Origin of the sequence: Bacillus sp. FSL K6-2841, assembly GCF_037976435.1 — a bacterium.
Taxonomy (GTDB): domain Bacteria; phylum Bacillota; class Bacilli; order Bacillales; family Bacillaceae; genus Bacillus; species Bacillus pumilus.
On sequence record NZ_CP150266.1, the window covers coordinates 38,821 to 62,776 of the forward strand.

At 41.0% G+C, this 23,956-nt stretch carries 29 protein-coding genes; 28 read left to right on the forward strand and 1 reads right to left on the reverse strand.

The genetic code is table 11. The annotated features are described in order from the left end of the window. The first annotated feature begins 6 nt into the window (after positions 1 to 6). The 11 genes from MHH68_RS00200 to rsmI all read left to right on the forward strand — a co-directional run bounded on the left by MHH68_RS00200 (position 7) and on the right by rsmI (position 8,186). On the forward strand, positions 7 to 1,065 hold the full coding sequence (locus MHH68_RS00200; RefSeq protein ID WP_306011529.1) for a toxic anion resistance protein: 1,059 nt from the start codon (positions 7 to 9) through the stop codon (positions 1,063 to 1,065). Between the two features lie 77 nt (positions 1,066 to 1,142). Further along, the gene (locus MHH68_RS00205; protein WP_306011530.1) at positions 1,143 to 2,552 is read left to right on the forward strand and encodes an aminotransferase class I/II-fold pyridoxal phosphate-dependent enzyme; all 1,410 of its coding nucleotides are present in this window, start codon (positions 1,143 to 1,145) and stop codon (positions 2,550 to 2,552) included. Beyond that, on the forward strand, positions 2,549 to 3,187 hold the full coding sequence (gene tmk / locus MHH68_RS00210; protein WP_058015826.1) for a dTMP kinase: 639 nt from the start codon (positions 2,549 to 2,551) through the stop codon (positions 3,185 to 3,187). Before MHH68_RS00205 ends, tmk begins: the two co-directional genes overlap by 4 nt. A 79-nt stretch (positions 3,188 to 3,266) precedes the next feature. Beyond that, positions 3,267 to 3,596: a cyclic-di-AMP receptor gene (locus MHH68_RS00215; RefSeq protein WP_012008640.1), complete on the forward strand. Its 330-nt coding sequence runs from the start codon at positions 3,267 to 3,269 to the stop codon at positions 3,594 to 3,596. Between the two features lie 12 nt (positions 3,597 to 3,608). Next, complete coding sequence (locus MHH68_RS00220; protein WP_058015827.1) at positions 3,609 to 4,049, forward strand: DUF327 family protein; 441 nt, start codon at positions 3,609 to 3,611, stop codon at positions 4,047 to 4,049. Positions 4,050 to 4,060: 11 nt separating this feature from the next. Beyond that, complete coding sequence (gene holB / locus MHH68_RS00225) at positions 4,061 to 5,050, forward strand: DNA polymerase III subunit delta' (protein ID WP_339164677.1); 990 nt, start codon at positions 4,061 to 4,063, stop codon at positions 5,048 to 5,050. Positions 5,051 to 5,052: 2 nt separating this feature from the next. Then, a complete protein-coding gene (locus MHH68_RS00230; RefSeq protein WP_003217932.1) occupies positions 5,053 to 5,880 on the forward strand; it encodes a stage 0 sporulation family protein in 828 nt (275 codons plus the stop codon). Positions 5,881 to 5,894: 14 nt separating this feature from the next. Beyond that, entirely contained in the window at positions 5,895 to 6,248 is a 354-nt protein-coding gene (yabA, locus tag MHH68_RS00235; protein ID WP_003217957.1) for a DNA replication initiation control protein YabA, read from the forward strand. Between the two features lie 55 nt (positions 6,249 to 6,303). After that, on the forward strand, positions 6,304 to 7,047 hold the full coding sequence (locus tag MHH68_RS00240; protein ID WP_044140390.1) for a tRNA1(Val) (adenine(37)-N6)-methyltransferase: 744 nt from the start codon (positions 6,304 to 6,306) through the stop codon (positions 7,045 to 7,047). Next, positions 7,034 to 7,330: a GIY-YIG nuclease family protein gene (locus tag MHH68_RS00245; protein WP_003217970.1), complete on the forward strand. Its 297-nt coding sequence runs from the start codon at positions 7,034 to 7,036 to the stop codon at positions 7,328 to 7,330. Before MHH68_RS00240 ends, MHH68_RS00245 begins: the two co-directional genes overlap by 14 nt. Then, the gene (rsmI, locus tag MHH68_RS00250; protein ID WP_180309728.1) at positions 7,308 to 8,186 is read left to right on the forward strand and encodes a 16S rRNA (cytidine(1402)-2'-O)-methyltransferase; all 879 of its coding nucleotides are present in this window, start codon (positions 7,308 to 7,310) and stop codon (positions 8,184 to 8,186) included. Before MHH68_RS00245 ends, rsmI begins: the two co-directional genes overlap by 23 nt. A gap of 45 nt (positions 8,187 to 8,231) precedes the next feature. Here the strand turns inward: rsmI and MHH68_RS00255 are convergent, their stop codons facing one another. Further along, the gene (locus tag MHH68_RS00255) at positions 8,232 to 8,522 is read right to left on the reverse strand and encodes an AbrB/MazE/SpoVT family DNA-binding domain-containing protein (protein ID WP_087975202.1); all 291 of its coding nucleotides are present in this window, start codon (positions 8,520 to 8,522) and stop codon (positions 8,232 to 8,234) included. Positions 8,523 to 9,042: 520 nt separating this feature from the next. On the opposite strand from MHH68_RS00255, the gene metG reads away from it, so the two are divergent. The 17 genes from metG (at position 9,043) to MHH68_RS00340 (ending at position 23,914) form a co-directional block, all read left to right on the forward strand. Then, entirely contained in the window at positions 9,043 to 11,043 is a 2,001-nt protein-coding gene (metG, locus tag MHH68_RS00260; protein WP_339164679.1) for a methionine--tRNA ligase, read from the forward strand. An 81-nt stretch (positions 11,044 to 11,124) separates the two neighbouring features. Continuing rightward, complete coding sequence (locus tag MHH68_RS00265; protein ID WP_050945797.1) at positions 11,125 to 11,892, forward strand: TatD family hydrolase; 768 nt, start codon at positions 11,125 to 11,127, stop codon at positions 11,890 to 11,892. Between the two features lie 244 nt (positions 11,893 to 12,136). Then, a complete protein-coding gene (locus MHH68_RS00270; protein WP_339164681.1) occupies positions 12,137 to 13,339 on the forward strand; it encodes a ubiquitin-like domain-containing protein in 1,203 nt (400 codons plus the stop codon). A gap of 160 nt (positions 13,340 to 13,499) precedes the next feature. Continuing rightward, entirely contained in the window at positions 13,500 to 14,060 is a 561-nt protein-coding gene (gene rnmV / locus MHH68_RS00275) for a ribonuclease M5 (RefSeq protein WP_012008650.1), read from the forward strand. After that, positions 14,053 to 14,931: a 16S rRNA (adenine(1518)-N(6)/adenine(1519)-N(6))-dimethyltransferase RsmA gene (gene rsmA, locus MHH68_RS00280; protein WP_058015835.1), complete on the forward strand. Its 879-nt coding sequence runs from the start codon at positions 14,053 to 14,055 to the stop codon at positions 14,929 to 14,931. Before rnmV ends, rsmA begins: the two co-directional genes overlap by 8 nt. Before the next feature lie 130 nt (positions 14,932 to 15,061). Next, positions 15,062 to 15,946, forward strand: a complete 885-nt coding sequence (gene yabG, locus MHH68_RS00285) for a sporulation peptidase YabG (RefSeq protein WP_058015836.1) — start codon at positions 15,062 to 15,064, stop codon at positions 15,944 to 15,946. A 213-nt stretch (positions 15,947 to 16,159) separates the two neighbouring features. Next, positions 16,160 to 16,417 (forward strand): Veg family protein, encoded by a 258-nt coding sequence (locus MHH68_RS00290; protein WP_003217979.1) that lies wholly within the window; start codon positions 16,160 to 16,162, stop codon positions 16,415 to 16,417. 169 nt (positions 16,418 to 16,586) lie between these two features. After that, positions 16,587 to 16,772, forward strand: coding sequence for a small, acid-soluble spore protein, alpha/beta type (locus MHH68_RS00295; protein WP_012008653.1), 186 nt, complete (start codon positions 16,587 to 16,589; stop codon positions 16,770 to 16,772). A 146-nt stretch (positions 16,773 to 16,918) separates the two neighbouring features. Next, positions 16,919 to 17,788 carry a 4-(cytidine 5'-diphospho)-2-C-methyl-D-erythritol kinase gene (ispE, locus tag MHH68_RS00300; RefSeq protein WP_058015837.1) on the forward strand — a complete coding sequence of 290 codons (870 nt, stop codon included), beginning with the start codon at positions 16,919 to 16,921 and terminating at the stop codon, positions 17,786 to 17,788. A gap of 55 nt (positions 17,789 to 17,843) precedes the next feature. Next, positions 17,844 to 18,677: a pur operon repressor gene (gene purR / locus MHH68_RS00305; RefSeq protein WP_003217919.1), complete on the forward strand. Its 834-nt coding sequence runs from the start codon at positions 17,844 to 17,846 to the stop codon at positions 18,675 to 18,677. Between the two features lie 36 nt (positions 18,678 to 18,713). After that, complete coding sequence (gene ridA / locus MHH68_RS00310) at positions 18,714 to 19,091, forward strand: 2-iminobutanoate/2-iminopropanoate deaminase (protein WP_169057693.1); 378 nt, start codon at positions 18,714 to 18,716, stop codon at positions 19,089 to 19,091. A 224-nt stretch (positions 19,092 to 19,315) separates the two neighbouring features. Then, entirely contained in the window at positions 19,316 to 19,612 is a 297-nt protein-coding gene (gene spoVG, locus MHH68_RS00315; RefSeq protein ID WP_008357439.1) for a septation regulator SpoVG, read from the forward strand. Between the two features lie 198 nt (positions 19,613 to 19,810). Continuing rightward, positions 19,811 to 21,181, forward strand: coding sequence for a bifunctional UDP-N-acetylglucosamine diphosphorylase/glucosamine-1-phosphate N-acetyltransferase GlmU (gene glmU / locus MHH68_RS00320; RefSeq protein WP_339164684.1), 1,371 nt, complete (start codon positions 19,811 to 19,813; stop codon positions 21,179 to 21,181). A gap of 22 nt (positions 21,182 to 21,203) precedes the next feature. Next, the gene (locus MHH68_RS00325) at positions 21,204 to 22,157 is read left to right on the forward strand and encodes a ribose-phosphate diphosphokinase (protein ID WP_003217907.1); all 954 of its coding nucleotides are present in this window, start codon (positions 21,204 to 21,206) and stop codon (positions 22,155 to 22,157) included. A 138-nt stretch (positions 22,158 to 22,295) separates the two neighbouring features. Next, positions 22,296 to 22,922 carry a 50S ribosomal protein L25/general stress protein Ctc gene (locus tag MHH68_RS00330; protein ID WP_012008657.1) on the forward strand — a complete coding sequence of 209 codons (627 nt, stop codon included), beginning with the start codon at positions 22,296 to 22,298 and terminating at the stop codon, positions 22,920 to 22,922. A 139-nt stretch (positions 22,923 to 23,061) separates the two neighbouring features. After that, positions 23,062 to 23,628: an aminoacyl-tRNA hydrolase gene (gene pth, locus MHH68_RS00335; RefSeq protein ID WP_058015840.1), complete on the forward strand. Its 567-nt coding sequence runs from the start codon at positions 23,062 to 23,064 to the stop codon at positions 23,626 to 23,628. Between the two features lie 55 nt (positions 23,629 to 23,683). Beyond that, positions 23,684 to 23,914, forward strand: coding sequence for an anti-sigma-F factor Fin family protein (locus MHH68_RS00340; RefSeq protein WP_003217967.1), 231 nt, complete (start codon positions 23,684 to 23,686; stop codon positions 23,912 to 23,914). The last annotated feature ends 42 nt before the right edge of the window (positions 23,915 to 23,956 follow it).

Here is a 23,956-nt window from a genome sequence, read left to right on the forward strand (position 1 = left end):
TACTCGATGAAACCGGAAGATCACGCCATAACACCGCCTACCCCCAATACAGATCTTCAGTTTCGGGTGTTTGATACCTTATCTGATGAAGAAAAAAAAGAAGCCGTGCAGCGAGCTCAGCAGATCCCTGACAATCCGCAAAAGCTCCTTTTCTATGGTACACGTGTGCAGGAACGACTATTGGAACAATCACAACAGATGATGAAATATGTTGAGAAAAAAGATATCGATCAAATAGGAGATGTGCTGGAGGCTTTTTTGCAGCAGTTGCATGTAGTGGAGCCTGAGGATTTAGTGCCAAAGAAGCAGAGCATTTTTTTGAAATGGTTTCAACGAGATAAGCGATCTACTCAGGAGATCATATCACGTTTTCAACATGCAAAATCACAGATCGAGAGATTGTCAGCAAGGCTTCGTTATGCAAGAGGCGTATTAATCTCGGACCATATGTTATTAGAGCGTTTATTTGAAGAAAATCAAACTTATTTTCAAGAGATGACGATGCAGGTTGCCGCGGTTGAAGCGAAAATGTCAATGTTAGAGCAGCAGCCTCTTTCAGAAACGCAGCTTTCTGTTGAACGGACAATAGAGGAGCAATTGATGAGTCAAGAAGTCAATGAAGAAGAGTATGTGGAGAGACTAAAGGAGCGAAAGTATGATTTGCTGTTAAGCCGGCAAATTGCATTGCAATGTAATGCTCAAATTCGGATGATCCAGCATACGAATCATACATTGGCCAATCACATTCAATCAACTGTTTCAGCATCTATTCCTCTATGGATCAACCAAATGTCGATTGCATTAACGCATATTCAGCAGCGGGCCAATTCAGCTCTTGAGAACCGAATCCAAAAAACATATGAAAATGTATCGAAACAGCAGGGGCAGATTCTTGGAGAGGCATCTTTAGCCTCTATAGATACGTTGAAAAAGGTTCAACGTCAATTAGCTGAAACATTACAGGAAACGTTACAGGTGAAAGAACATGGAAGCCAAGAGCGGGCTCAATTGAAAAGCAGTATGTATGAGGCAGAGCAGCAGTTGGCGAATCCAATAAAGGAATGAGAAACCATCTTTCGGTTCACTTGTTTGAACGTTATAATAGACTTAAGATATCGTTAAAGTGAAAAGGGTCGATTTGTTTGAGAACACCTTTATATACAGCATTAGCACAGCATGCGGAAAAGAAGCCTTATTCTTTTCACGTTCCAGGACATCACAATGGAGATGTCTTTTTTGATGAGGCACGGTCTCACTATGCTTCCATCCTTCAACTGGATGTGACGGAGCTTGAAGGTCTTGATGATCTTCATCATCCGACTGGGGTCATCCAAGAGGCAGAACATTTATTGACTAAGCTATATGGTTCAGATCAAAGCTTCTTCCTTGTGAATGGCACAACAGTCGGAAATTTGGCGATGGTGATGACAGCATGCCGCACGGGAGACGAGATTTTTGTCCAGCGTAATTGCCATAAGTCTGTCTTCCATGCGATCGAGCTGGCAGGGGCAACGCCTATTTTGATAGACGCTGAGATAGACGCACACTTGCACGTTCCAACACATGTGACGGATGATACAGTGAGAAAAGCCATAGCAAGACATCCTCATTGCCGGTCAATCGTTTTGACTTATCCGAACTACTACGGACACGCAGCTGATTTATCAAAGCTGATTCACATGTGTCATGAAGCAGGTATGATTGTTTTGGTTGATGAGGCACATGGTGCTCATTTTGTATTAGGCGGCGGCTTTCCTCCATCGGCTCTTTCCTATGGAGCGGACGTGGTGGTACAATCAGCACATAAAACCCTTCCGGCAATGACGATGGGTTCCTATCTTCATCTTCAAGGGGATCGAATCGATGCGAAGCGTTTGAAAACCTTGCTGACGATGCTTCAAAGTAGTTCGCCCTCTTATCCAATTATGGCCTCATTAGATGTAGCAAGAGCTTATGTTGAGGAGATCAAAGGAAAAGCGACATTGGATGTCATTATGAAAGAACTGACAGAGCTGAAAGATCAGTTCAGCCGTTTGACCTATCTTGAAGTGGTAGAACCTGACTCGCTATATTCCGATCCTTTAAAATGCGTCATTCGATCAACAAAAGGACTGACTGGTTACGAACTAAAACAGGTGCTTGAATCAGTGGATGTTCATCCAGAGCTTGCGGACGAACATCAAGTTTTACTTGTACTTAGCTTAGAACAGAGGAAAAACGTTCCTTTCAAGCGGATCGAGCAGGCTCTTAAGCAAAGTGATTCATTGCTCAAAGGGAAAAAACATATCCAAAATGAAACGGTATCTATTGAGACTGATATACTAAATCAAGACATAGAGGCTGTCCCATTTGAACAAGCAGCAGGCCGGGTGAGTGCAGAATCCATTATTCCCTATCCACCTGGTATTCCTTTGATGATTAAGGGAGAGCGCATTGAAATAGAACAAATTGAGGCGTTAAGCCGTTTGCTTGGTCACGAGGTTCATATTCAAGCAAGTCAGGTCATTCATCAGAGAAAATTATATGTTTATATAGAAGAGGAGACACTATGAGCGGTATGTTTATTACGTTTGAAGGGCCAGAGGGCGCCGGAAAAACGACAGTGATACGAAAAGTGTACGAAGAAATGGAACGTCAAGGATATGCAGTGATGGCGACACGCGAGCCGGGCGGCATTGACATTGCTGAGCAGATCCGTGAAGTTATTTTAAATGAAAAAAATACAAAAATGGATGCGAAAACAGAGGCATTGCTGTATGCAGCAGCAAGAAGGCAGCATTTGGCTGAAAAGGTAGAACCGGCATTGCAGCGCGGAGAGACTGTCTTATGTGATCGTTTTGTTGATAGCTCTCTTGCTTATCAAGGCTATGCGAGAGGACTTGGAATTGACCAAGTCAGATCAATTAACGACTTTGCTATTGATGGCACGATGCCGCAAATGACGATTTACTTTTCCATTACACCTGAGGAAGGCCTAAAGCGAATTCACGCCAATCAAGGAAGAGAAAAGAACCGATTAGACATGGAGACGCTGAATTTCCACCAGTTGGTTAGAGAAGGCTATGAACTGCTTATTGCGCAATCACCAGAACGATTCCGCGTTGTGGATGCTTCTCAGCCGATGCAGGATGTTTATGAAGAAGTACTTCGAGTGATTCAGGACACATTAAAGAAAAATCAAATATGACCTCATTCCCAATCGTTGTTATAATATAGAGGAAGACATCGGCATGTCACCTGTGCCTAAAACAAAGGAGGCCAATCAAATGAAATTAATTGTTGCCGTTGTACAGGACCAAGATAGCAGCAAGTTGTTGAAAATATTGACTGAACATCAATTCGGCGTGACAAAATTAGCTTCAACTGGTGGGTTTTTAAAGTCTGGAAACACGACTTTTATCATTGGTTGTGATGATGTCCGAGTGGATAAAGCGTTACAGCTTATAAAAGAAAATTGCCGTAAACGTGATCAAATGATTGCACCTGTATCTCCAATGGGTGGTAACGCAGATTCATATGTACCATACCCTGTTGAGGTTGAAGTTGGTGGAGCTACTGTCTTTATTCTGCCAGTTGAACAATTTCATCAATTCTAAGGATGGGTTGCTGTGAAAATTAATCAAGATATGCGGCTGCTTTTAGAAAAGCGTGAACTCCAAGGCATTAAAGGAAGCCAAACATCTGCCTCCTTTAAAGCATCGATGGAGACGCAAAGCGGCAAAATGCGCTTAGAGCAGCTGACGGTTATGCTAAGTGATATCGAAGTGTTCGGTAAAAAGCTGACAAAGTCACGAAACTTAAAGGACTTGGCTAGGTTTAAAGGTCTTGTGAAGCGCTTTGTGAAAGAGACAGTCGATAATGGATTAAATATAGAAACATCAAGAAGCTTTGACATTTATGGCAACACGCGTACACTCGCTTTAGTCAAAGCATTAGATGAAAAGCTGATTGAATTAACAGAGGATATGATGGACCAAGAGAAGCCATCTATTGATTTGCTTGAACGTATTGGAGAAATAAAAGGTTTATTGATTAACCTTTACACATAGAGAGTGATAACATGGCAATTAGCTGGGATGACATGAATGATTTGCAGCCGCGCGTCATGCGGCTGATTTTTAATAGTATTGATAAAGACCGACTTGCGCATGCTTACTTATTTGAAGGAAAAAAAGGGACCGGTAAGCAGGATGCTGCGATGCTTTTGGCAAAGAGCTTTTTTTGCTTGAAATCAGGAGTGAAACCGTGTGAATCCTGTCAAAACTGCAAGAGGATTGAATCAGGAAACCATCCCGATTTACATCTCGTGCAGCCTGATGGTCAATCAATTAAGAAAGCTCAAGTACAGGTATTGCAAGAGGAATTTACAAAAGCAGGTGTGGAATCTCACCGAAAAATGTATATCATTCTTCATGCGGACAAAATGACGGTCAATGCCGCGAACAGTTTATTGAAGTTCCTAGAGGAGCCTAACCGGGAAACGATGGCAATTTTAATCACGGAGCAATCGCATAAAATGCTGGATACGATTATTTCAAGATGTCAGATGCTCAGCTTTCAGCCGCTGCAACCACAATCCTTGGAGCAGCAGCTATTACAAGAAGGCGTATCTCAGCATCTTGCAAGGCTTTTGTCGAATTTAACCAACAATTTAGCAGAAGCACTCGAATTAAGTCGAAATGATCAGTTTGCAGAGTCTAGAGCGAAAGTGATAAAATTGTATGAAGTCTTACACCAGCGAAAAGAACATGCATTTTTTTATATACAGGATCAATGGATGCCTTTTTTCAAAGAGAAAGACCTTCAAGAAACAGGTCTGGATATGCTTTTATTTATATATCGTGATGTATTGTCGATTCAAATAGGAAATGAAGATAAAGTCATTTATCAAGACTTATTCCAGACAATGAAGCAGCACGCGCTGCATTCCACACAGCAGATGGTGACGAACCAGATCCTTGCTGTATTAGAAGCGAAAAAAAGACTTCAATCCAACGTGAATGCCCAAGGGCTGATGGAGCAATTGGTGTTGATGTTGCAGGAGGGATAAGCTTGTACAACGTAATTGGTGTTCGCTTTAAAAAAGCGGGCAAAATCTATTATTTCGATCCTAATGGATTTCATATAGAAAATGATAGTTGTGTCATTGTAGAGACGGTCAGAGGAGTTGAGTACGGACAAGTGGTCATCGCTAATAAAAAAGTAGATGAACACGATGTCGTTCTTCCTCTGCGTAAGGTAATTCGTGTAGCAGACGAACGAGACCGGCTCATCGTTGAGGAAAACAAAGAAGCAGCGATGACAGCCTTTGATACATGTCTTCAGAAGGTAAGTGAACACGGTCTTGAAATGAAGCTGGTTGATGTTGAATTTACTTTTGACCGAAATAAGGTCATTTTCTACTTCACAGCGGATGGAAGAGTAGATTTCCGTGAGCTAGTGAAGGATCTTGCATCGATCTTCAAAACGAGAATTGAACTTCGCCAGATTGGTGTAAGAGACGAGGCTAAAATGCTGGGTGGCATAGGACCTTGCGGGAGAATGCTTTGCTGTTCGACATTCTTAGGAGACTTTGAACCAGTATCCATTAAGATGGCAAAAGATCAAAACTTGTCGCTAAATCCGACAAAGATTTCAGGGCTTTGCGGTCGTTTGATGTGCTGCTTGAAATATGAGAATGATGAGTATGAAACAGCGAAAGAACAATTGCCGGATATCGGTGAAACGATTCAGACATCTAGTGGCTCTGCAAAGGTAGTAGGGCTCAACATTTTAGAACGAATTTTGCAAGTTGAATTAACCGGGCAAGAAAAAGTGGTAGAATATACTTGGGAAGAATTATTACAAGAAGGCGTTGTATCTGCACAAACAACTGAGTAACGAGGTGTGCCACCTTGGATAAAAAGGAACTATTTGATACGGTGATCAATTTAGAAGAACAAATCGGTTCTCTTTATCGCCAGTTAGGTGATTTGAAAAATCATATCGGTGAAGTGATTGAAGAAAATCATCAGCTTCAGATGGAGAATCAGCACTTGCGTGAACGTCTGGATCAGTCCGATCGGGACAAATCGTCTGAGACAGAGAATGATTCTGCTCAGAAACCAGGTCATTCTGATATAGGAGAAGGTCATGATAACCTGGCTCGGTTATATCAGGAGGGCTTCCATATTTGCAATGTACATTATGGGAGCATACGTAAAGAGGGAGACTGTTTGTTCTGTCTGTCATTTTTAAATAAAAAATGAGAAAAGGCTTCCGCTGAATCGGAAGCCTTTTTCACAGGAAAAGAAAGGATACATCATGGTTTCGTTAAGAGAAGATGAACGATTAGATTATTTGCTCGCCGAAGATATGAAAATTATTCAAAGTAAAACGGTTTTCGCCTTTTCATTGGACGCAGTGTTATTAGCAAAATTTGCGTATGTGCCCATCCAAAAAGGAGAGATCATTGATCTTTGCACGGGAAATGGCATTGTGCCATTGCTGCTTTCGACTCGATCTAAGGCCTCCATTACTGGGGTCGAAATTCAAGAACGGTTGTTTGATATGGCAAAAAGAAGTGTGGCGTATAATCAACTTGAAAAGCAGATAGAACTGATTCATGGTGATCTAAATGATATGCCAGCACGCTACGGCAATCACAAAGTAGATGTCATCACATGTAATCCACCATATTTTAAGACACCTTCTAAAGAAGAAATCAATGAGAATGAATACTTGGCCATTGCTCGGCATGAAATCCATTGTACATTAGAAGATGTCATTCGTGTTTCTTCCACGCTGCTGAAGCAAGGAGGGAAACTGGCGATGGTTCATCGGCCGGGGCGACTGCTTGAGATTGTGGAATTGATGAAGAAGTACCGAATTGAGCCAAAACGAATTCAATTTGTTTATCCCAAACAGGGGAAAGAAGCCAATACCATCTTAGTAGAGGGGATAAAAGATGGAAAACCAGATCTGAAAATTCTCCCGCCTCTTTTTGTTTATGGAGATGATCAAGAGTATACTGAGGAAATCAGGACGATACTGTATGGAGAAGCATAATCATTATTTCTATGTATTGAAATGTGCAGACGGCAGCCTATATGCAGGTTATACAAATGATTTACAAAAAAGACTGACGACCCACAATAGTGGAAAGGGAGCAAAGTATACAAGAGCAAGACGGCCAGTTGAGCTGTATTATCATGAATGTTTTGCAACCAAAAGAGAAGCCATGCAGCAAGAATATCGTTTCAAAACGTGGACACGGAAAAAGAAAGATCTTTATATAGAAGAAATGCGTATTGAAAAGGAGGCGGCACATGAAAACACAGAAAAGCTTTGATGATCAATCAGATATGGGCATTCTATATCTCGTCCCAACCCCAATTGGCAATTTAGAAGATATGACGTTTCGAGCCATACAAACATTAAAAGATGTAGACTATATTGCCGCAGAGGATACAAGACAAACGAAAAAACTTTGTCATGTTTATGAAATTGATACGCCATTAACGAGTTATCATGAGCATAACAAAGACAGCAGCGGTCACAAGTTGATCGAATGGTTAAAAGAAGGAAAAAACATCGCACTCGTGAGCGATGCTGGTTTACCGACAATTTCTGATCCAGGTGCTGAAGTGGTCCGAGACTTTACGAATATCGGCGGTTATGTCGTTCCATTACCTGGAGCAAATGCTGCACTTACAGCACTCATTGCATCAGGGATTACACCGCAGCCATTTTTCTTTTATGGATTTCTCGACCGACAAAAAAAAGAAAAGAAAAAACAGCTTGAAACTTTGAAGAAGCGTCAAGAAACAATCATTTTCTATGAAGCGCCCCATCGGTTAAAAGAAACGCTGACTTTGATGAAGGAAGTGTGGGGCAACCGGAAAATTGCCATTACGAGAGAACTGACGAAAAAATTTGAAGAGTTTGTTCGTGGAGATTTAGAGTCTGTGCTGACATGGGCGGCAGAGAATCAAATCCGAGGTGAATTCTGTCTTGTCGTACAAGGGAACGATCAAGATGAAGAAGAGCTAAATGAAGAAGCCTGGTGGAAGCCCTTATCAGAAAAAGAACACGTGATCCATTACATAGAACAAGGATTAACGTCGAAGGAAGCCATTAAGCGTACAGCCGTCGAACGTGATGTGCCAAAACGCACCATATACGATGCTTATCATATTGAACAATAAAGAAAGGTTCTTGCAAACGGTGCAAGAACCTTTTTTATATCAAACTTATTTTTGTGATTGAAGTTGGTTTTGGATTTCGTTAATGATTTGCTCTGCACCTTCACGGCTAAGAACTAATTTACCATTAGCAAGTTTAAGGTTATCGTCTGATACTTCACCTGTAACTTGGCAAGTCATGTTTGGTTTATATTTTTTTAGGATAATTTTTTCATCATCAACATAAATTTCCAAAGCGTCTTTTTCAGCGATTCCTAGAGTACGGCGAAGTTCGATTGGAATCACCACGCGTCCTAATTCGTCAACTTTACGTACAATACCTGTAGATTTCATCTTCATTCTCCTCCCAAAGAGTTCTTATTCTTAATATAATATTATCTTCGTCATTATTCGACAAATTCCTTACATTCATAGCATAACAAGGTTTCCATAAATCGTCAATCATTTTGTTTACTATTGTTTGTAAAATATGACTCTTAAAGTCAAAAGACCTTGAAACTACTGATTTATAAGGATTTTGCGGCTCTTTTCTATGAAAATATGAGAAATGACGAGTTCAGATTAACAAGACTTTTGCCCTAAATTAGACAATTGTAAATCTGGAAAGAGATTTCTTACGACAATATTCGACAAAATGTCGACAGGTTTGTCGTTTTTTTCGAAAAACTCATCTTTTTCGATCATTTCATCTTGTTCTATGTATATATGCTTGATCTTAAAGGCTAAGATGGTATCATAGAGAAAGCACAAGTGCAAAATTTAATTAATGGATCTAACACATTTTCATGTAATGATAATAACCGCTCTCGTCCATTGGGCGGGAGTTTTTGACATTTACACACACGCAGGAGGTTCCAACATGCCGGAAAAGAAAAAAACGTTCTATCTGACAACACCTATTTACTATCCGAGCGGAAAATTACATATTGGACATGCTTATACGACAGTAGCAGGGGATGCTATGGCTCGTTATAAACGTCTTCAAGGCTATGATGTGATGTATTTAACGGGTACTGATGAGCACGGACAAAAAATTCAGCAAAAAGCTGAAGAACAAAACATCACACCGATCGAGTATTTAGATCCGGTCGTAGCAGACATTCAATCACTATGGAAGAAACTCGACATTTCCAATGATGATTTCATCCGTACAACAGAAAAAAGACATACGAAAATCATTGAGCAAGTATTTCAAAAGCTGCTTGATCAAGGCGATATTTATTTAGATCAATATGAAGGCTGGTACAGTATTCCGGATGAGACATTCTATACGGAAACACAGCTTGTGGATGTTGAGCGGAATGAAAAGGGAGAAGTCACTGGCGGGAAAAGCCCTGACAGCGGACATCCTGTTGAATTAATTAAAGAGGAATCATATTTCTTCCGTATGAGTAAGTATGCGGATCGTTTACTAGACTATTACGAAAAGAATCCAACGTTCATTCAGCCTGAATCAAGAAAGAATGAAATGATCAATAACTTCATTAAACCAGGTTTAGAGGATCTGGCTGTATCAAGAACAACCTTTGATTGGGGAATTAAAGTTCCAAACAATCCAAAGCACGTCATTTATGTATGGATTGATGCGTTGTTCAACTATTTAACTGCGATTGGTTACGGAACTGATCAGGATGAAAAATATAAAAAATATTGGCCTGCCAACGTGCATCTCGTAGGGAAAGAAATTGTTCGTTTCCATACGATTTATTGGCCAATTATGCTGATGGCACTTGATCTGCCGCTGCCGAAACAAATTTTCGCACACGGCTGGCTGTTGATGAAAGATGGCAAGATGTCTAAATCAAAAGGGAACGTAGTAGATCCGGTCACATTAATTGATCGCTACGGTCTTGATGCCCTTCGTTATTACCTCCTTCGTGAAGTACCATTTGGTGCGGATGGTGTGTTTACACCAGAAGGATTCGTGGAACGTGTAAACTATGATCTTGCCAATGATTTAGGTAACTTGCTTAACCGTACAGTTGCGATGGTACAAAAATATTTTGACGGGACATTAAGCAGCTATAAGGGTCCAGTTAATGAGTTTGATGAGGAGCTTAAAGCAGTAGCTGAGCAAACAGTCAAAGCCTATGAAGAAGCAATGGAAAACCTTGAATTCTCGGTGGCTCTTTCAAATGTTTGGACATTAATCAGCAGAACCAATAAATACATTGATCAGACAGCTCCATGGGTGCTGGCAAAGGATGAAACAAAACGAAAAGAGCTGCATTCTGTTATGTATCATTTAGCAGAATCATTGCGCATCACAGCAGTGCTCTTAACGCCTTTCCTAACGAAAACACCTGAGAAAATCTTCTTCCAGCTTGGCATTGAAGAAGAGAAACTTAAAAGCTGGGATAGCATTCTATCTTTCGGTGCGATTCAACAAGCGACGGTACAAAAAGGAGAGCCTTTGTTCCCGCGTTTAGAGGTTGAAGAAGAAGTAGCATATATTAAAGAGAAAATGCAGGGAAGTGCACCAAAGGTAGAAGAAGAGAAAGTAGAAATAGAAGAAACAGAATTACCTGAGCTGGGAGCAGAAATTGCATTTGATGATTTCTCAAAAGTTGATCTTCGAGTTGCACAGGTGCTGGAAGCAGCCCCAGTGAAAAAAGCAGATCGTCTCCTAAAGTTGCAGCTTGATTTTGGATTTGAAAAGAGACAAATTGTTTCAGGGATAGCCAAGCATTATCAACCTGAGGAATTAGTAGGGAAGAAGCTCGTCTGTGTAGCGAATCTCACACCAGTTAAACTCAGAGGGGAAATTTCTCAGGGAATGATTTTAACTGGAGAAACTGGCGGGAAATTGCAGGTTCTTGAAGTGGATCAATCTCTAGCAAATGGAACAAAAATTTTATAAATCAACAAAGGTGTTCCACGTGTAACATTTCGTCGAACACCTTTTGTTTTTTGGAAGAATTGTCGAAAGGAGCAATCAACGATGTTATTTGATACACATGCCCACTTAAATGCGGAACAATATAATGAAGACTTAGAGCAGGTGATCGAAAGAGCGAAGAGTGAAAAAGTCGAAAAAATCGTGGTGGTAGGGTTTGACCGCCCGACAATTACGAGAGCAATGGAATTAATTGAAGAGTATGATTTCATCTATGCAGCCATTGGCTGGCACCCAGTTGATGCCATTGATATGACAGATGAGGATTTGCTGTGGATCAAAGAATTATCTCAACATGAAAAAGTCGTTGCAATTGGAGAAATGGGTCTGGATTACTATTGGGACAAGTCGCCTAAAGATGTGCAAAAAGAAGTCTTTAGACGTCAAATTGCTCTTGCGAAGGAAGTGAATCTTCCGATCATTATTCATAATCGTGACGCAACGGAAGATGTCGTGACGATCTTAAAGGAAGAGGGAGCGGCTGAAGTTGGAGGAATTATGCATTGCTTTACTGGCAGCCTAGAAATCGCAAAAGCGTGTATGGATATGAACTTTTATATTTCATTCGGTGGACCCGTGACTTTTAAAAATGCAAAAAAACCGAAGGAAGTTGTTAAGGACATACCAAGTGACCGGCTTTTAATTGAAACAGACTGCCCATACTTAACGCCAGCGCCATTTAGAGGGAAACGTAACGAGCCGAGTTATGTGAAATATATCGCAGAACAGATTGCGGAGTTACGAGAAATAAGCTTTGAAGAGCTTGCTGAATTGACCACAAAAAATGCAAAAAAAGTTTTCGGTATAAACTGACAGTATATGATGTCAATCCTTGTTTAAGCTTGTCCATTTGTGAAACATAACGAAAATGTTCTACACGTTTACGCCTCTTCATAGGATAAGTTGTCGATAAGTCTTTCTTCCCTTCCTTCCATTAAACTCCCATAATAGGAGTACAATCGAGCATTTTTGTACAGTGGGTGGAAGGGTTGACAGGTTTTGAGATACTCTATATAATCTCTCCGAGGAGAAGGAGGCGTTTTTCATCGTACAAAAAATGAAAAATCTGTTTTCTGTAAAGCTAGGAAAAGGCAAGGTTTTATTACTAGTTGTTTGCTTGCTTTTAGCTGGAACTGGGACGGCTTACGGTGCGCATGAGCTCACTAAGCAGTCTATTACCATTTCAATCAATGGTAAAGAGAAGACAATTCGTACACATGAAGAGACAGTAGCACAGCTGCTTTCAGACCTTGGAATAAAGACCAAGGCGGAGGATCATATCTCTCCAAGTCTAAATACAAAGATTGAAGACAACATGAACATTGTGTATGATGCGGCTATACCGGTTCATCTGACCCTAGATGGGAAAGAGAAAACGATATGGACAACAGATCAGACGGTTGGAGCATTATTGAAGAATGAGAAGATAGATATTGGGAAGCACGATCAAGTAACTCCAGGAAAGAATGACAAGATTAAAAAAGATATGGATCTTGTGGTTGAGCAGGCCTTCGAGGTCAGCGTAAATGATGGAGGAAAAGAGAAAAAAGTGTGGACCACTTCGACTACGGTCGCTGACTTTTTAAAGCAGCAAGAGCTGAAGCTCAAGAAGCACGATAAGATCAAACCTGCGTTACATAGTCATATAACTAAAAAAAGCGCAGATATTCAGATCACTCGGGTGGAAAAAGTCACCGATGTAGTGGAAGAGAAAATTGCTTTTGATACCAAACATAAAAAGGATCGTTCTCTTGAAAAAGGAAAAGAGAAGGTGCTTAAAAAAGGTGAAGAAGGTAAATTGAAGAAGCACTATGCCATTGTGAAAGAAAACGGCAAAGTGGTGTCTAAAGAATTAATTAAAGAAGTGACTGAAAAAGATAGCAAGGATCGTTTAGTGGCCGTTGGTACACAAGAGTCCCAAAAAGAGCCTAAAGCGACACCTGCCGTTTCAAGAAGCAATGAATCGTCAGGAAAAGAATTTTATGTGGCCTCGACAGCCTATACAGCGAGCTGTGCTGGATGTACGGGCAGAACGTCAACAGGCTATAATTTAAAATCAAATCCAGGTGCAAAGGTCATAGCAGTTGATCCGAGTGTCATTCCGCTAGGCTCTAAAGTGTATGTGGAAGGCTATGGATATGCCGTTGCATCAGACACTGGATCTGCTATAAAAGGGAATAAAATTGATGTGTTCGTCCCAAATAAGTCGGCAGCTTATCAATGGGGAAATAAACGAGTGAAAATTAGAGTACTCAAATAAACACATCAAATCATTTATATGAACAGAGGGCTTTGCGCACCCTCTGTTTTTTTGGTTATAATAGAAGCACTGTTTTCTAATTAATTAGACGCAAAAACAACATGAAAGGTTTCGTTTTTTAACCAAAAAATGTTTTTTGTTTTTGCAAGCGGAGGAATACATGAAAATCAAAGAAATCATTGTGGTGGAAGGTCGTGACGACACTGCGAGAGTGAAGATGGCAGTTGATGCAGATACGATCGAAACAAACGGATCAGCCATTGGCGATACAGTTATTCAACAAGTACGTCTTGCTCAGGAGACGAGAGGGGTCATTATTTTAACTGATCCTGATTTCCCTGGGGAGAAGATCCGTAAAACCATCGCAGAAGCGGTTCCTGGCTGTAAGCACGCATTTTTGCCAAAACATCTTGCGAAGGCGAAGCGGGACAAAGGAATTGGTGTCGAGCATGCTTCCTTGGACAGTATTCGAGAATGCCTTGCCCATGTCCATGAGGAAATGGAAGTAACGGAAAGTGACATTACATTAGATGATTTATTTGACGCAGGCCTTATCGGAGGCGAATCATCGAAACGCCGCCGTGAACGACTAGGTGTGCTTTTAAATATAGGATATACCAATGCGAAGCAGCTGCATAAGCGCCTTCACATGTTCCAAATAACCAAACATGATTTTATTGCGGCCTTAAAGACCGTCATGCAGGAGGAAGCCGATGAATAAAGATATAGCGACACCCATCAGAACGAAGGAAATACTGAAGAAATACGGTTTCTCCTTTAAAAAGAGCTTGGGGCAGAACTTTTTAATTGATACAAATATACTCGATCGTATTGTCGATCATGCAGAGGTGACGGATGAGACCGGCGTGATTGAGATCGGGCCTGGTATCGGTGCATTGACCGAGCAGCTCGCTAAGCGTGCAAAGAAAGTCACCGCTTTTGAAATCGATCAGCGTTTATTGCCCATTTTAAACGATACACTTTCTCCATATGATAATGTTACGATCATTCATCAAGACGTATTAAAGGCAGATGTGGGAAAGGTCATCGAGGAAAATTTTGCTGACTGTAAAGAAGTGATGGTTGTCGCCAACCTACCATATTACGTGACGACACCGATTATTATGAAACTGCTTGAAGAAAACCTTCCATTGAAAGGGATTGTGGTCATGCTTCAAAAAGAAGTTGCAGATCGTATGGCTGCTGTCCCTTCATCAAAGGAATACAATTCGCTTTCTATTGCAGTTCAATACTATACGGAAGCGAAAACAGTGATGGTTGTGCCTAAAACGGTTTTCGTTCCACAGCCAAATGTTGATTCGGCTGTGATCAAGCTGACCGTTCGTGAAACGCCTGCCGTCTCAGTAGAAAATGATGAGTTTTTCTTTCAGTTGATTCGTGCGAGCTTTGGTCAGCGCCGAAAAACATTGATGAATAATCTCATGAACAACTTACCTGATGGAAAGCAACATAAAGCAATTATTGAAGAAGCACTTCAAACAGCAGACATTGATGGAAAGCGCCGCGGCGAGTCATTATCCATTGAGGAATTTGCCCGTTTGTCGAATGTTTTACAAGAAGCCCTGTCTTAAGGGCTTTTTTTGTTTTTCACCACTTCGCTTGTTCGGGCATAGGCTAGAAAGAACAGCACATATGAAAGACGAACATATTTAGCGCAAGACGATACCAACAGGATATGAGCCTGATTGTGGAGTGAAAAGCATGCAATTTCAAATAGGAGATATGGTGACAAGGGCATCCTATCAAATGGATATTTTGTTTCGAATCATTCGAATTGATGAGACCGATCAGCACGAAGCCACCGCCATATTGCATGGGAATGAAGTGAGGCTGATTGCTGATGCCAAGTTGTCAGATCTCGTCAAGGTTCAAAAAGAGGAACAGCTGACTAGAGAGAAAAATGACGAACGAAAAATCAATGAATCGCTCGACTTACTAAGACAGGACTATCAGCTGCTGCGGGAAAAACAAGAGTATTATACTTCTGGACAATATCAGCATCAGGAGCAGTATTTTCACATGCCTGGAAAGGTCCTTCATTTAGATGGAGATGCTTCATACTTAAAGAAATGCTTGGATGTATATGAACGAATTGGTGTACCTGTATACGGTGTGCATTGCCATGAGAAGAAAATGCCAAGCATGATTGACTCGTTAATTGATCAATATCGACCAGATATATTGGTTATCACAGGACATGATGCGTATTCCAAGCAAAAGGGCAGCGTACATGATATCGGTGCCTATCGTCATTCTCGTCATTTTGTTGAAACGGTTCAAAAAGCCAGACGGAAGATCCCTCATTTAGATCAGCTTGTGATCTTTGCTGGTGCCTGTCAATCTCATTTCGAATCATTGATCCAAGCAGGTGCCAATTTTGCGAGCTCTCCTTCCCGTGTGAATATCCATGCGCTCGATCCCGTCTATATCGTTGCAAAGATCAGCTTCACTCCATTTGTAGATCGAATCAACGTTTGGGATGTGCTCCGAAATACATTAACAAGAGAAAAAGGGCTGGGAGGCATCGAGACGAAGGGCGTTCTAAGGGTAGGTATGCCATATAAAAGAGATCATGAATCGACATAACCCGACTGATTTCAGTCTGGTTTTTTTTATGTTCAAAAAGAAATTGCAAAAGGATACATAATTCACCGGAAATTGAGAAAAATAGGGAGAAGAAAAGGTAGAAGTTTGTCAAAATTATTTTGTTGACAATGGCTCGTGTTCGTTGATATAATTTAATTTTTATTTGACAAAAACGGGCCGTTGTTGTATAATTATCTCAGTGAGGTGGATGCAATGGCGAAGACTTTGTCCGACATCAAAAGATCGCTTGATGGTAACTTAGGTAAACGTTTGACGTTAAAGGCTAACGGGGGCCGCCGTAAAACAATTGAGCGTTCGGGCATTTTAGCTGAAACGTACCCTTCTGTATTTGTGATTCAATTAGATCAAGATGAGAATTCGTTTGAAAGAGTTTCTTATAGTTATGCAGATATACTGACTGAGACGGTCGAATTAACGTTCGATGATACCGCTAGCTCAGTCGCCTATTAATGGGCAGTAAACTTTTTGTTTACTGCTTTTTGTTTTGCCTTTTTTTCTGAATGTGAATGGGAGTCTGTCCATTTTTTGAAAGGGGTAAAAGAAAGGATTCGATACAAAATAAGAAAGCCACACAAGCAGTGGCACTGATTCGAATTCTCGACTAAAGGGGCTGTTTCGTTTGGGTAGACGCCGAGGCATTATGTCAGATGAGTTCAAATACGAGCTGGCGAAGGATCTTGGATTTTATGATACCGTCAAAAATGGAGGCTGGGGAGAAATTCGTGCGCGTGACGCAGGTAATATGGTCAAACGTGCCATTGAATTAGCTCAACAGCACATGGCTCAGGATGAGAATCAACGATAGAGAAACGGTCAGGGATACCTCGGGTGTCTCTGGCTTTTTTTGATGAAAAAGTCAGTGTGCTCGGCGTAAAAGCCTATATTCATCAGATCCATCAAATGTGATACAATATTGATACTTATGTTTAGATGGAGAAGTAGGTGAAATGTTTGCGTATTTTAGAAAAAGCACCGGCAAAAATTAATCTCTCACTTGATGTTCACGGAAAGAGACCGGATGGATATCACGAAGTGGAGATGGTGATGACAACAATAGACCTTGCAGATCGACTAGAGTTGACGGAGCTGGACAAGGATGAAATCCGTGTATCATCTCATAATCGATTCGTGCCAGATGATCAGCGTAATTTGGCTTATCAGGCGGCTAAATTACTTAAAACAAGGTTCGGTATTCGAAAAGGGGTATCCATTGTCATCACAAAAACAATTCCAGTCGCAGCAGGGTTAGCTGGAGGCAGCAGTGATGCAGCGGCAGCACTTCGCGGCTTAAATCGCTTGTGGAAGTTGAACCTCACGTTAGATGAACTAGCTGAGCTTGGAGCGGAGATCGGCTCAGATGTGTCTTTTTGTGTACACGGAGGCACAGCACTAGCGACAGGACGTGGGGAAAAGCTGAAGCATATTGCGACACCGCCGCATTGCTGGGTGATTTTAGCGAAGCCGGTGATTGGGGTATCTACAGCTGAAGTCTATAGACAATATGACGCAAGCAAAGTAGACCACCCGAATGTAAAGCGTATGATTGAAGCGATTGAAGCGAAAGATTATAAAGAGATGTGCGGCTCACTCGGAAACGTTCTAGAGTCTGTGACATTAAAGATGTATCCAGAAGTAGATATGATCAAAAGGCAGATGAAGCGTTTCGGTGCTGACGCTGTTTTAATGAGTGGAAGCGGCCCTACAGTATTTGGCTTGATTCAATATGAATCGAAGGTACAAAGAATATATAACGGACTGAGAGGATTTTGTGATCAAGTATACGCTGTCCGCATGATCGGCGAACAAAATGCCCTTGATTAAATCCGTATATTAAGTTATATTTATCATAAATTATTCGGGTTCTGGGGGTAAGTTCATGAAGTTTCGTCGAAGCGGCAGATTGGTGGACTTAACAAATTATTTGTTAGCCCACCCGCACGTACTAGTACCGTTAACTTTTTTTGCAGAAAGATATCAATCTGCGAAGTCCTCCATTAGTGAAGACTTAACGATTATCAAACAGACCTTCGAACAGCAGGGAATAGGCACGTTGCTTACTGTACCTGGTGCTGCTGGCGGAGTGAAATATATTCCAAAGATTCACCTAAAAGAAGCAGACGACGTGGTAAACGATATCGGAGAAGCTCTATCGACTCCTGAACGTGTACTTCCTGGCGGTTATTTATATTTAACCGATGTTTTAGGTAATCCATCAATCCTTGCGAAAATCGGTAAGCTATTTGCGACCATCTTTGCAGACCGTGCGATTGATGTCGTCATGACTGTTGCAACAAAAGGTATTCCTATTGCCTATTCGGTTGCGGGTTATTTAAATGTGCCGGTTGTGATCGTTAGAAAAGATAATAAAGTAACTGAAGGATCAACTGTAAGTATTAACTACGCGTCAGGTTCGTCTAATCGAATTCAAACCATGTCACTTGCAAAGCGAAGCTTAGATAAAGGATCCAATGTCCTGATCATTGATGACTTTATGAAAGCTGGCGGAACCATTAACGGCATGGTGAATTTGCTTGAGGAATTTAATGCAAATGTTGCAGGGATCGGTGTTCTTTTAGAAGATGAAGGCGTAGATGAACGTCTCGTTGATGAATATGTATCGCTTTTAAAGCTTTCAACCATTGATATGAAGCAGAAGATCATTGAGATCAATGAAGGTAATTTCCACGAGTTTTTTCATTCGAAAGCTTAAGAATTGAAAACATGTAGTTGAATGGGAGAGATTGATATGACAAAAGTTGTTCAAACCAAACACGCACCAGCAGCCATTGGACCTTACTCTCAAGGGATTATTGTCAATAACATGTTTTACAGCTCCGGGCAGATTCCATTAACGGCAGCTGGAGACTTTGTAAATGGAGATATTAAAGAACAAACTCATCAAGTGTTCCGTAATCTTAAGGCCGTACTTGAAGCAGCAGGTGCTTCCTTTGAGACAGTCGTGAAAGCAACAGTTTTTATCAAAGATATGGAACAATTCACAGAAGTAAATGAAGTGTACGGTGAGTATTTCCATACACATAAGCCAGCTCGTTCTTGTGTGGAAGTAGCAAGACTTCCTAAGGATGCACTCGTAGAAATTGAAGTGATTGCATTAGTAAAGTAAACAGGCAATCTTAACGAAAGCCGTTTGGTTTCATCATATGCAGGAAAAGACATCATTATGATGTCTTTTTTCACGAAGAGAATGTAAGCGTCGTCACGAAGATGACAAAAAATGTATAAATATCCCGATATTTCAAAAAAAGTTTAAAAAAAGAGCAGGAGAATCACCACAATCGTTGAATACCTAAGTAATGCTTTTATATTGGGAAAAGGTGGTGAACTACTGTGGAAGTTACTGACGTAAGATTACGCCGCGTGAATACCGATGGTCGCATGAGGGCGATTGCATCCATCACGCTGGACCACGAATTTGTTGTTCATGATATTCGTGTGATTGATGGAAACAATGGCTTGTTTGTTGCAATGCCTAGCAAACGTACGCCTGATGGAGAGTTTCGCGACATTGCACATCCAATTAATTCAAGCACTCGGGGTAAAATCCAAGATGCTGTTTTAAATGAGTATCATCGCTTAGGCGAAGAGGAAGAGACAATTGAATATGAAGAAGCTGGAGCTTCTTAAAGATATGTGAACCTAAAAAGACAGCTTTAAGAGAAAATGAATGTTTTCTTTTAAATGCTGTCTTTTTTGCGTTTTTTCTCTTGTTCCTTATGTCTCCCGTTCATTAGAAAATTAATGCACTTCCTCTTGTGTCCTTGAAATCAGTCCTTATTTAGGATATATTTTTCTATGGATAATAGGGATATTGGAGGCCAATCAATGGATAAGCGGTTCGCAGTGATTTTAGCAGCGGGAAAAGGAACGAGAATGAAGTCAAAGCTATACAAAGTACTTCATCCAGTTTGCGGAAAACCAATGGTCGAGCATGTGGCAGATGAAGCGTTAAAGCTTTCTTTAGCCAAGCTAGTGACGATTGTTGGTCATGGAGCAGAGAACGTCAAAGAGCAGCTTGGAGACAGAAGTGAATATGCACTTCAAGAAGAACAGCTGGGAACAGCACATGCCGTCAAACAAGCAAAGTCGTTCCTTGCGCAGGAAAAGGGAACAACCATTGTCATTTGTGGTGATACGCCATTATTGACAGCGGAAACAATGGAAGCTATGTTGAGCGAGCATCAAAAACATCAAGCGAAAGTCACTATTTTAACAGCACGTGCGGAAGACCCGGCAGGTTATGGTCGTATTATTCGTGACGAAACCGGTGCTGTTGTGAAAATTGTGGAGCATAAAGATGCGAATGATGCGGAACGTCAAGTGAATGAAATTAATACAGGGACCTATTGCTTTTCAAATGAAGATCTCTTCCGTGTGATTGAGCAAGTATCGAATGAAAATGCACAGGGTGAGTACTATTTGCCAGACGTCATTGAAATCTTAAAGAATGAGGGGCAAACGGTAGCGGCATATCAAACACCGCATTTTGAAGAAACACTTGGAGTCAATGATCGTATCGCTCTATCACAAGCAGAGCAATTCATGAAGCGACGTATTAATCATCAGCATATGAAGAATGGTGTGACCTTGATTGATCCTGAGAACACGTATATATCACCTGATGCAGTGATCGGTGAAGATACAACGATTTATCCTGGGACGGTCATCAAAGGGAATGTGAAAATCGGTGCAGACGCCATAATTGGGCCAAACACTGAAATTGTTGACAGCATCGTCGGAGACCGCACAGTGATTAAGCAATCTGTCGTCTGCGATAGTGAGGTTGGAGTCGATGTGACAATTGGGCCGTTTGCTCATATTCGCCCGTTGTCGAAAATTGGCGATGAAGTGAAAATCGGGAACTTTGTCGAAATCAAGAAAACGGTTTTCGGTGACCGCAGCAAAGCATCTCATCTCAGCTATATTGGAGATGCAGAGGTCGGAACTGATGTAAACCTTGGCTGTGGATCAATTACAGTCAACTATGATGGGAAGAACAAATTCTTAACGAAGATTGAAGATGGCGCATTTATTGGCTGTAATTCTAATCTCGTGGCACCAGTCACTGTCGGAAAAGGGGCATATGTTGCAGCTGGTTCAACGGTTACAGAAGATGTACCGCAGGATGCATTGTCTATTGCTAGAGCAAGACAAGTAAATAAAGAAGATTATGTGAAAAATATTCATAAAAAATAATCCAAATACCCGGAGGTTTACCATGTCTAATCGTTATGCTGATGCGAATTTAAAGATATTCTCTTTGAATTCAAACCCTGAACTTGCGAAAGAAATTGCCGATCGTATCGGAGTTGATGTAGGAAAGAGCTCTGTTAAACGCTTTAGTGACGGTGAAGTCCAAATCAATATTGAAGAAAGTATCCGCGGCTGTGATTGTTATGTCATTCAATCCACTAGTGCGCCAGTCAATGAGCACATTATGGAGTTGCTCATTATGGTAGACGCACTAAAACGCGCTTCTGCGAAAACGGTCAATATTGTGATCCCTTATTACGGATATGCACGTCAAGATCGTAAGGCAAAACCTCGTGAGCCGATCACTGCGAAGCTTTTTGCGAACTTACTTGAAACAGCAGGTGCTACACGTGTCATTGCACTTGATCTTCATGCGCCGCAAATCCAAGGTTTCTTTGATATTCCAATCGATAATTTAATGGCTGTGCCAATCTTAACAAACTATTTCGAACAGAAAAACTTGAATGATATCGTCGTTGTATCTCCTGATCACGGTGGTGTAACACGTGCGCGTAAAATGGCAGATCGCCTGAAAGCACCAATCGCAATTATCGACAAACGTCGTCCAAAGCCAAACGTTGCTGAAGTGATGAACATCATTGGTAACATTGAAGGCAAAACGGCGATTCTCATCGATGATATCATTGATACAGCTGGTACCATTACACTTGCTGCAAATGCACTTGTGGAAAATGGAGCGGCTGAAGTCTATGCTTGCTGTACTCACCCAGTATTGTCTGGACCAGCAGTAGAACGTATCACAAACTCTAAAATTAAAGAATTAGTTGTGACAAACAGTATTCACTTAACTGATGACAAGAAAGTTGGAAAATTCATTCCGCTTTCAGTTGGGCCTTTGCTTGCAGAAGCCATCATCCGTGTACATGAAGAAGAATCTGTGAGCTACCTTTTCAGCTAATTTTCTGATTGAAAAAGGCCCTAGGCATCAAGCTTGGGGTCTTTTTGCTTTCATCATTCTCGGCAAATAGGTTTAAAATGATTTGGTTATGGGTAATTATGAGAGTAGTGACAAAAAAGAAATAGGATGGTGCTGAATATGGCAACTTTAAAAGCAAATAAAAGAACTGACTTCAAACGTTCCACACTGCAAAAAATCCGTCATTCAGGACACGTTCCTGGTGTCATATACGGAAAAAATACAGACAACCTGGCTGTTTCATTAGACAGTATCGATTTATTAAAGACCTTACGTGATGAAGGGAAGAATACAATCATTACGTTAGACGTGAACGGTGAAACAAAATCCGTGATGGTCACAGAATTACAAACAGACCCGCTGAAAAATGAGCTTGTCCATGCAGATTTCCAAGTAGTCGATTTGCAGCGTGAAATTGAAGCGGATGTACCTGTTCAGCTGATTGGCGAATCTAAAGGAGTTAAAGATGGCGGTGTGCTTCAGCAGCCACTATTTGAACTATCTATTACAGCGAAGCCAAAAGATATCCCTCAGCATATAGAAGCAGATATTACAAACTTAGAAGTGAATGATGTCCTAACAGTCGCTGATTTGCCTGTTCAGTCATCATATCAAGTGAATAACGATCCAGAAGAAGTCGTGGCATCCATTTTACCGCCTCAGCAATCAGAGGTTCCTGAACCAGATAGCGAAGAGGAACCAAAAGAACCTGAGGCCATTAAAGAAAAGGATAACGATGGAGAATAACTGGTCATTTAGAGACGTAACCCTCCCGCGGTTGCGTCTTTTGTGCTAGAATGAAAAGAATTCATACGTTTTACATGAGGCAATCCTATTGGCTCATTTTTTAGGCGTGTGCTTTGTGACAAAGGAGGTTTATGGTTTCATGATTGCATTTGTTGGATTAGGTAATCCTGGAAAAGAATATGAAAAAACAAGACATAATGTCGGGTTTATGACAATAGATGAATTATCAAAAAAATGGGACATCCCTTTAAATCAATCAAAGTTCCATGGACAATTTGGAACGGGATTTGTTTCAGGGCAAAAGGTTCTACTTGTAAAGCCGCTTACATATATGAACTTATCAGGAGAATGCGTGCGTCCGCTAATGGATTACTATGATATTCCCCTTGAACAGTTGAAAGTCATCTATGATGATCTTGATTTGCCAACTGGCCGAATCCGCCTTCGTACAAAAGGGAGTGCAGGCGGGCATAATGGAATCAAATCGTTGATTCAGCATTTAGGGTCACCTGAGTTTGACCGATTCCGTATCGGCATTGGACGTCCTCAAAATGGCATGAAGGTCGTCGATTACGTGCTAGGACGCTTTTCTGAAGAGGAGCAGCCTGATATTGCATCAGCCATTCAGGCGTCTGTCGAAGCTTGTGAGGCGGCTTTAACTAAGCCATTTTTAGAAGTGATGAATGATTTTAACAAGAAGGTATAAGAATGATAAGCAAAGCACATACTGATCATAAAATCTCAGCAGGGGAGGATCACGTATGGCTTTGCATTATTACTGCCGGCACTGTGGTGTAAAGGTTGGCAGTTTAGATGAATCCGCTGTTCAAAGTGAAGCACTTGGATTTCATCACTTAACAAATGAGGAAAGAAACGATATGATTTCTTATAGGGAAAATGGTGATTTGCATGTACAAACCATTTGTGAGGATTGCCAAGAGGCGCTCGAAAGAAATCCTGATTACCATCAGTATCATACCTTTATTCAATAAAAAGCTTTGGTGTAGATAATAGACCAAAGCGTTTTTCTGTTT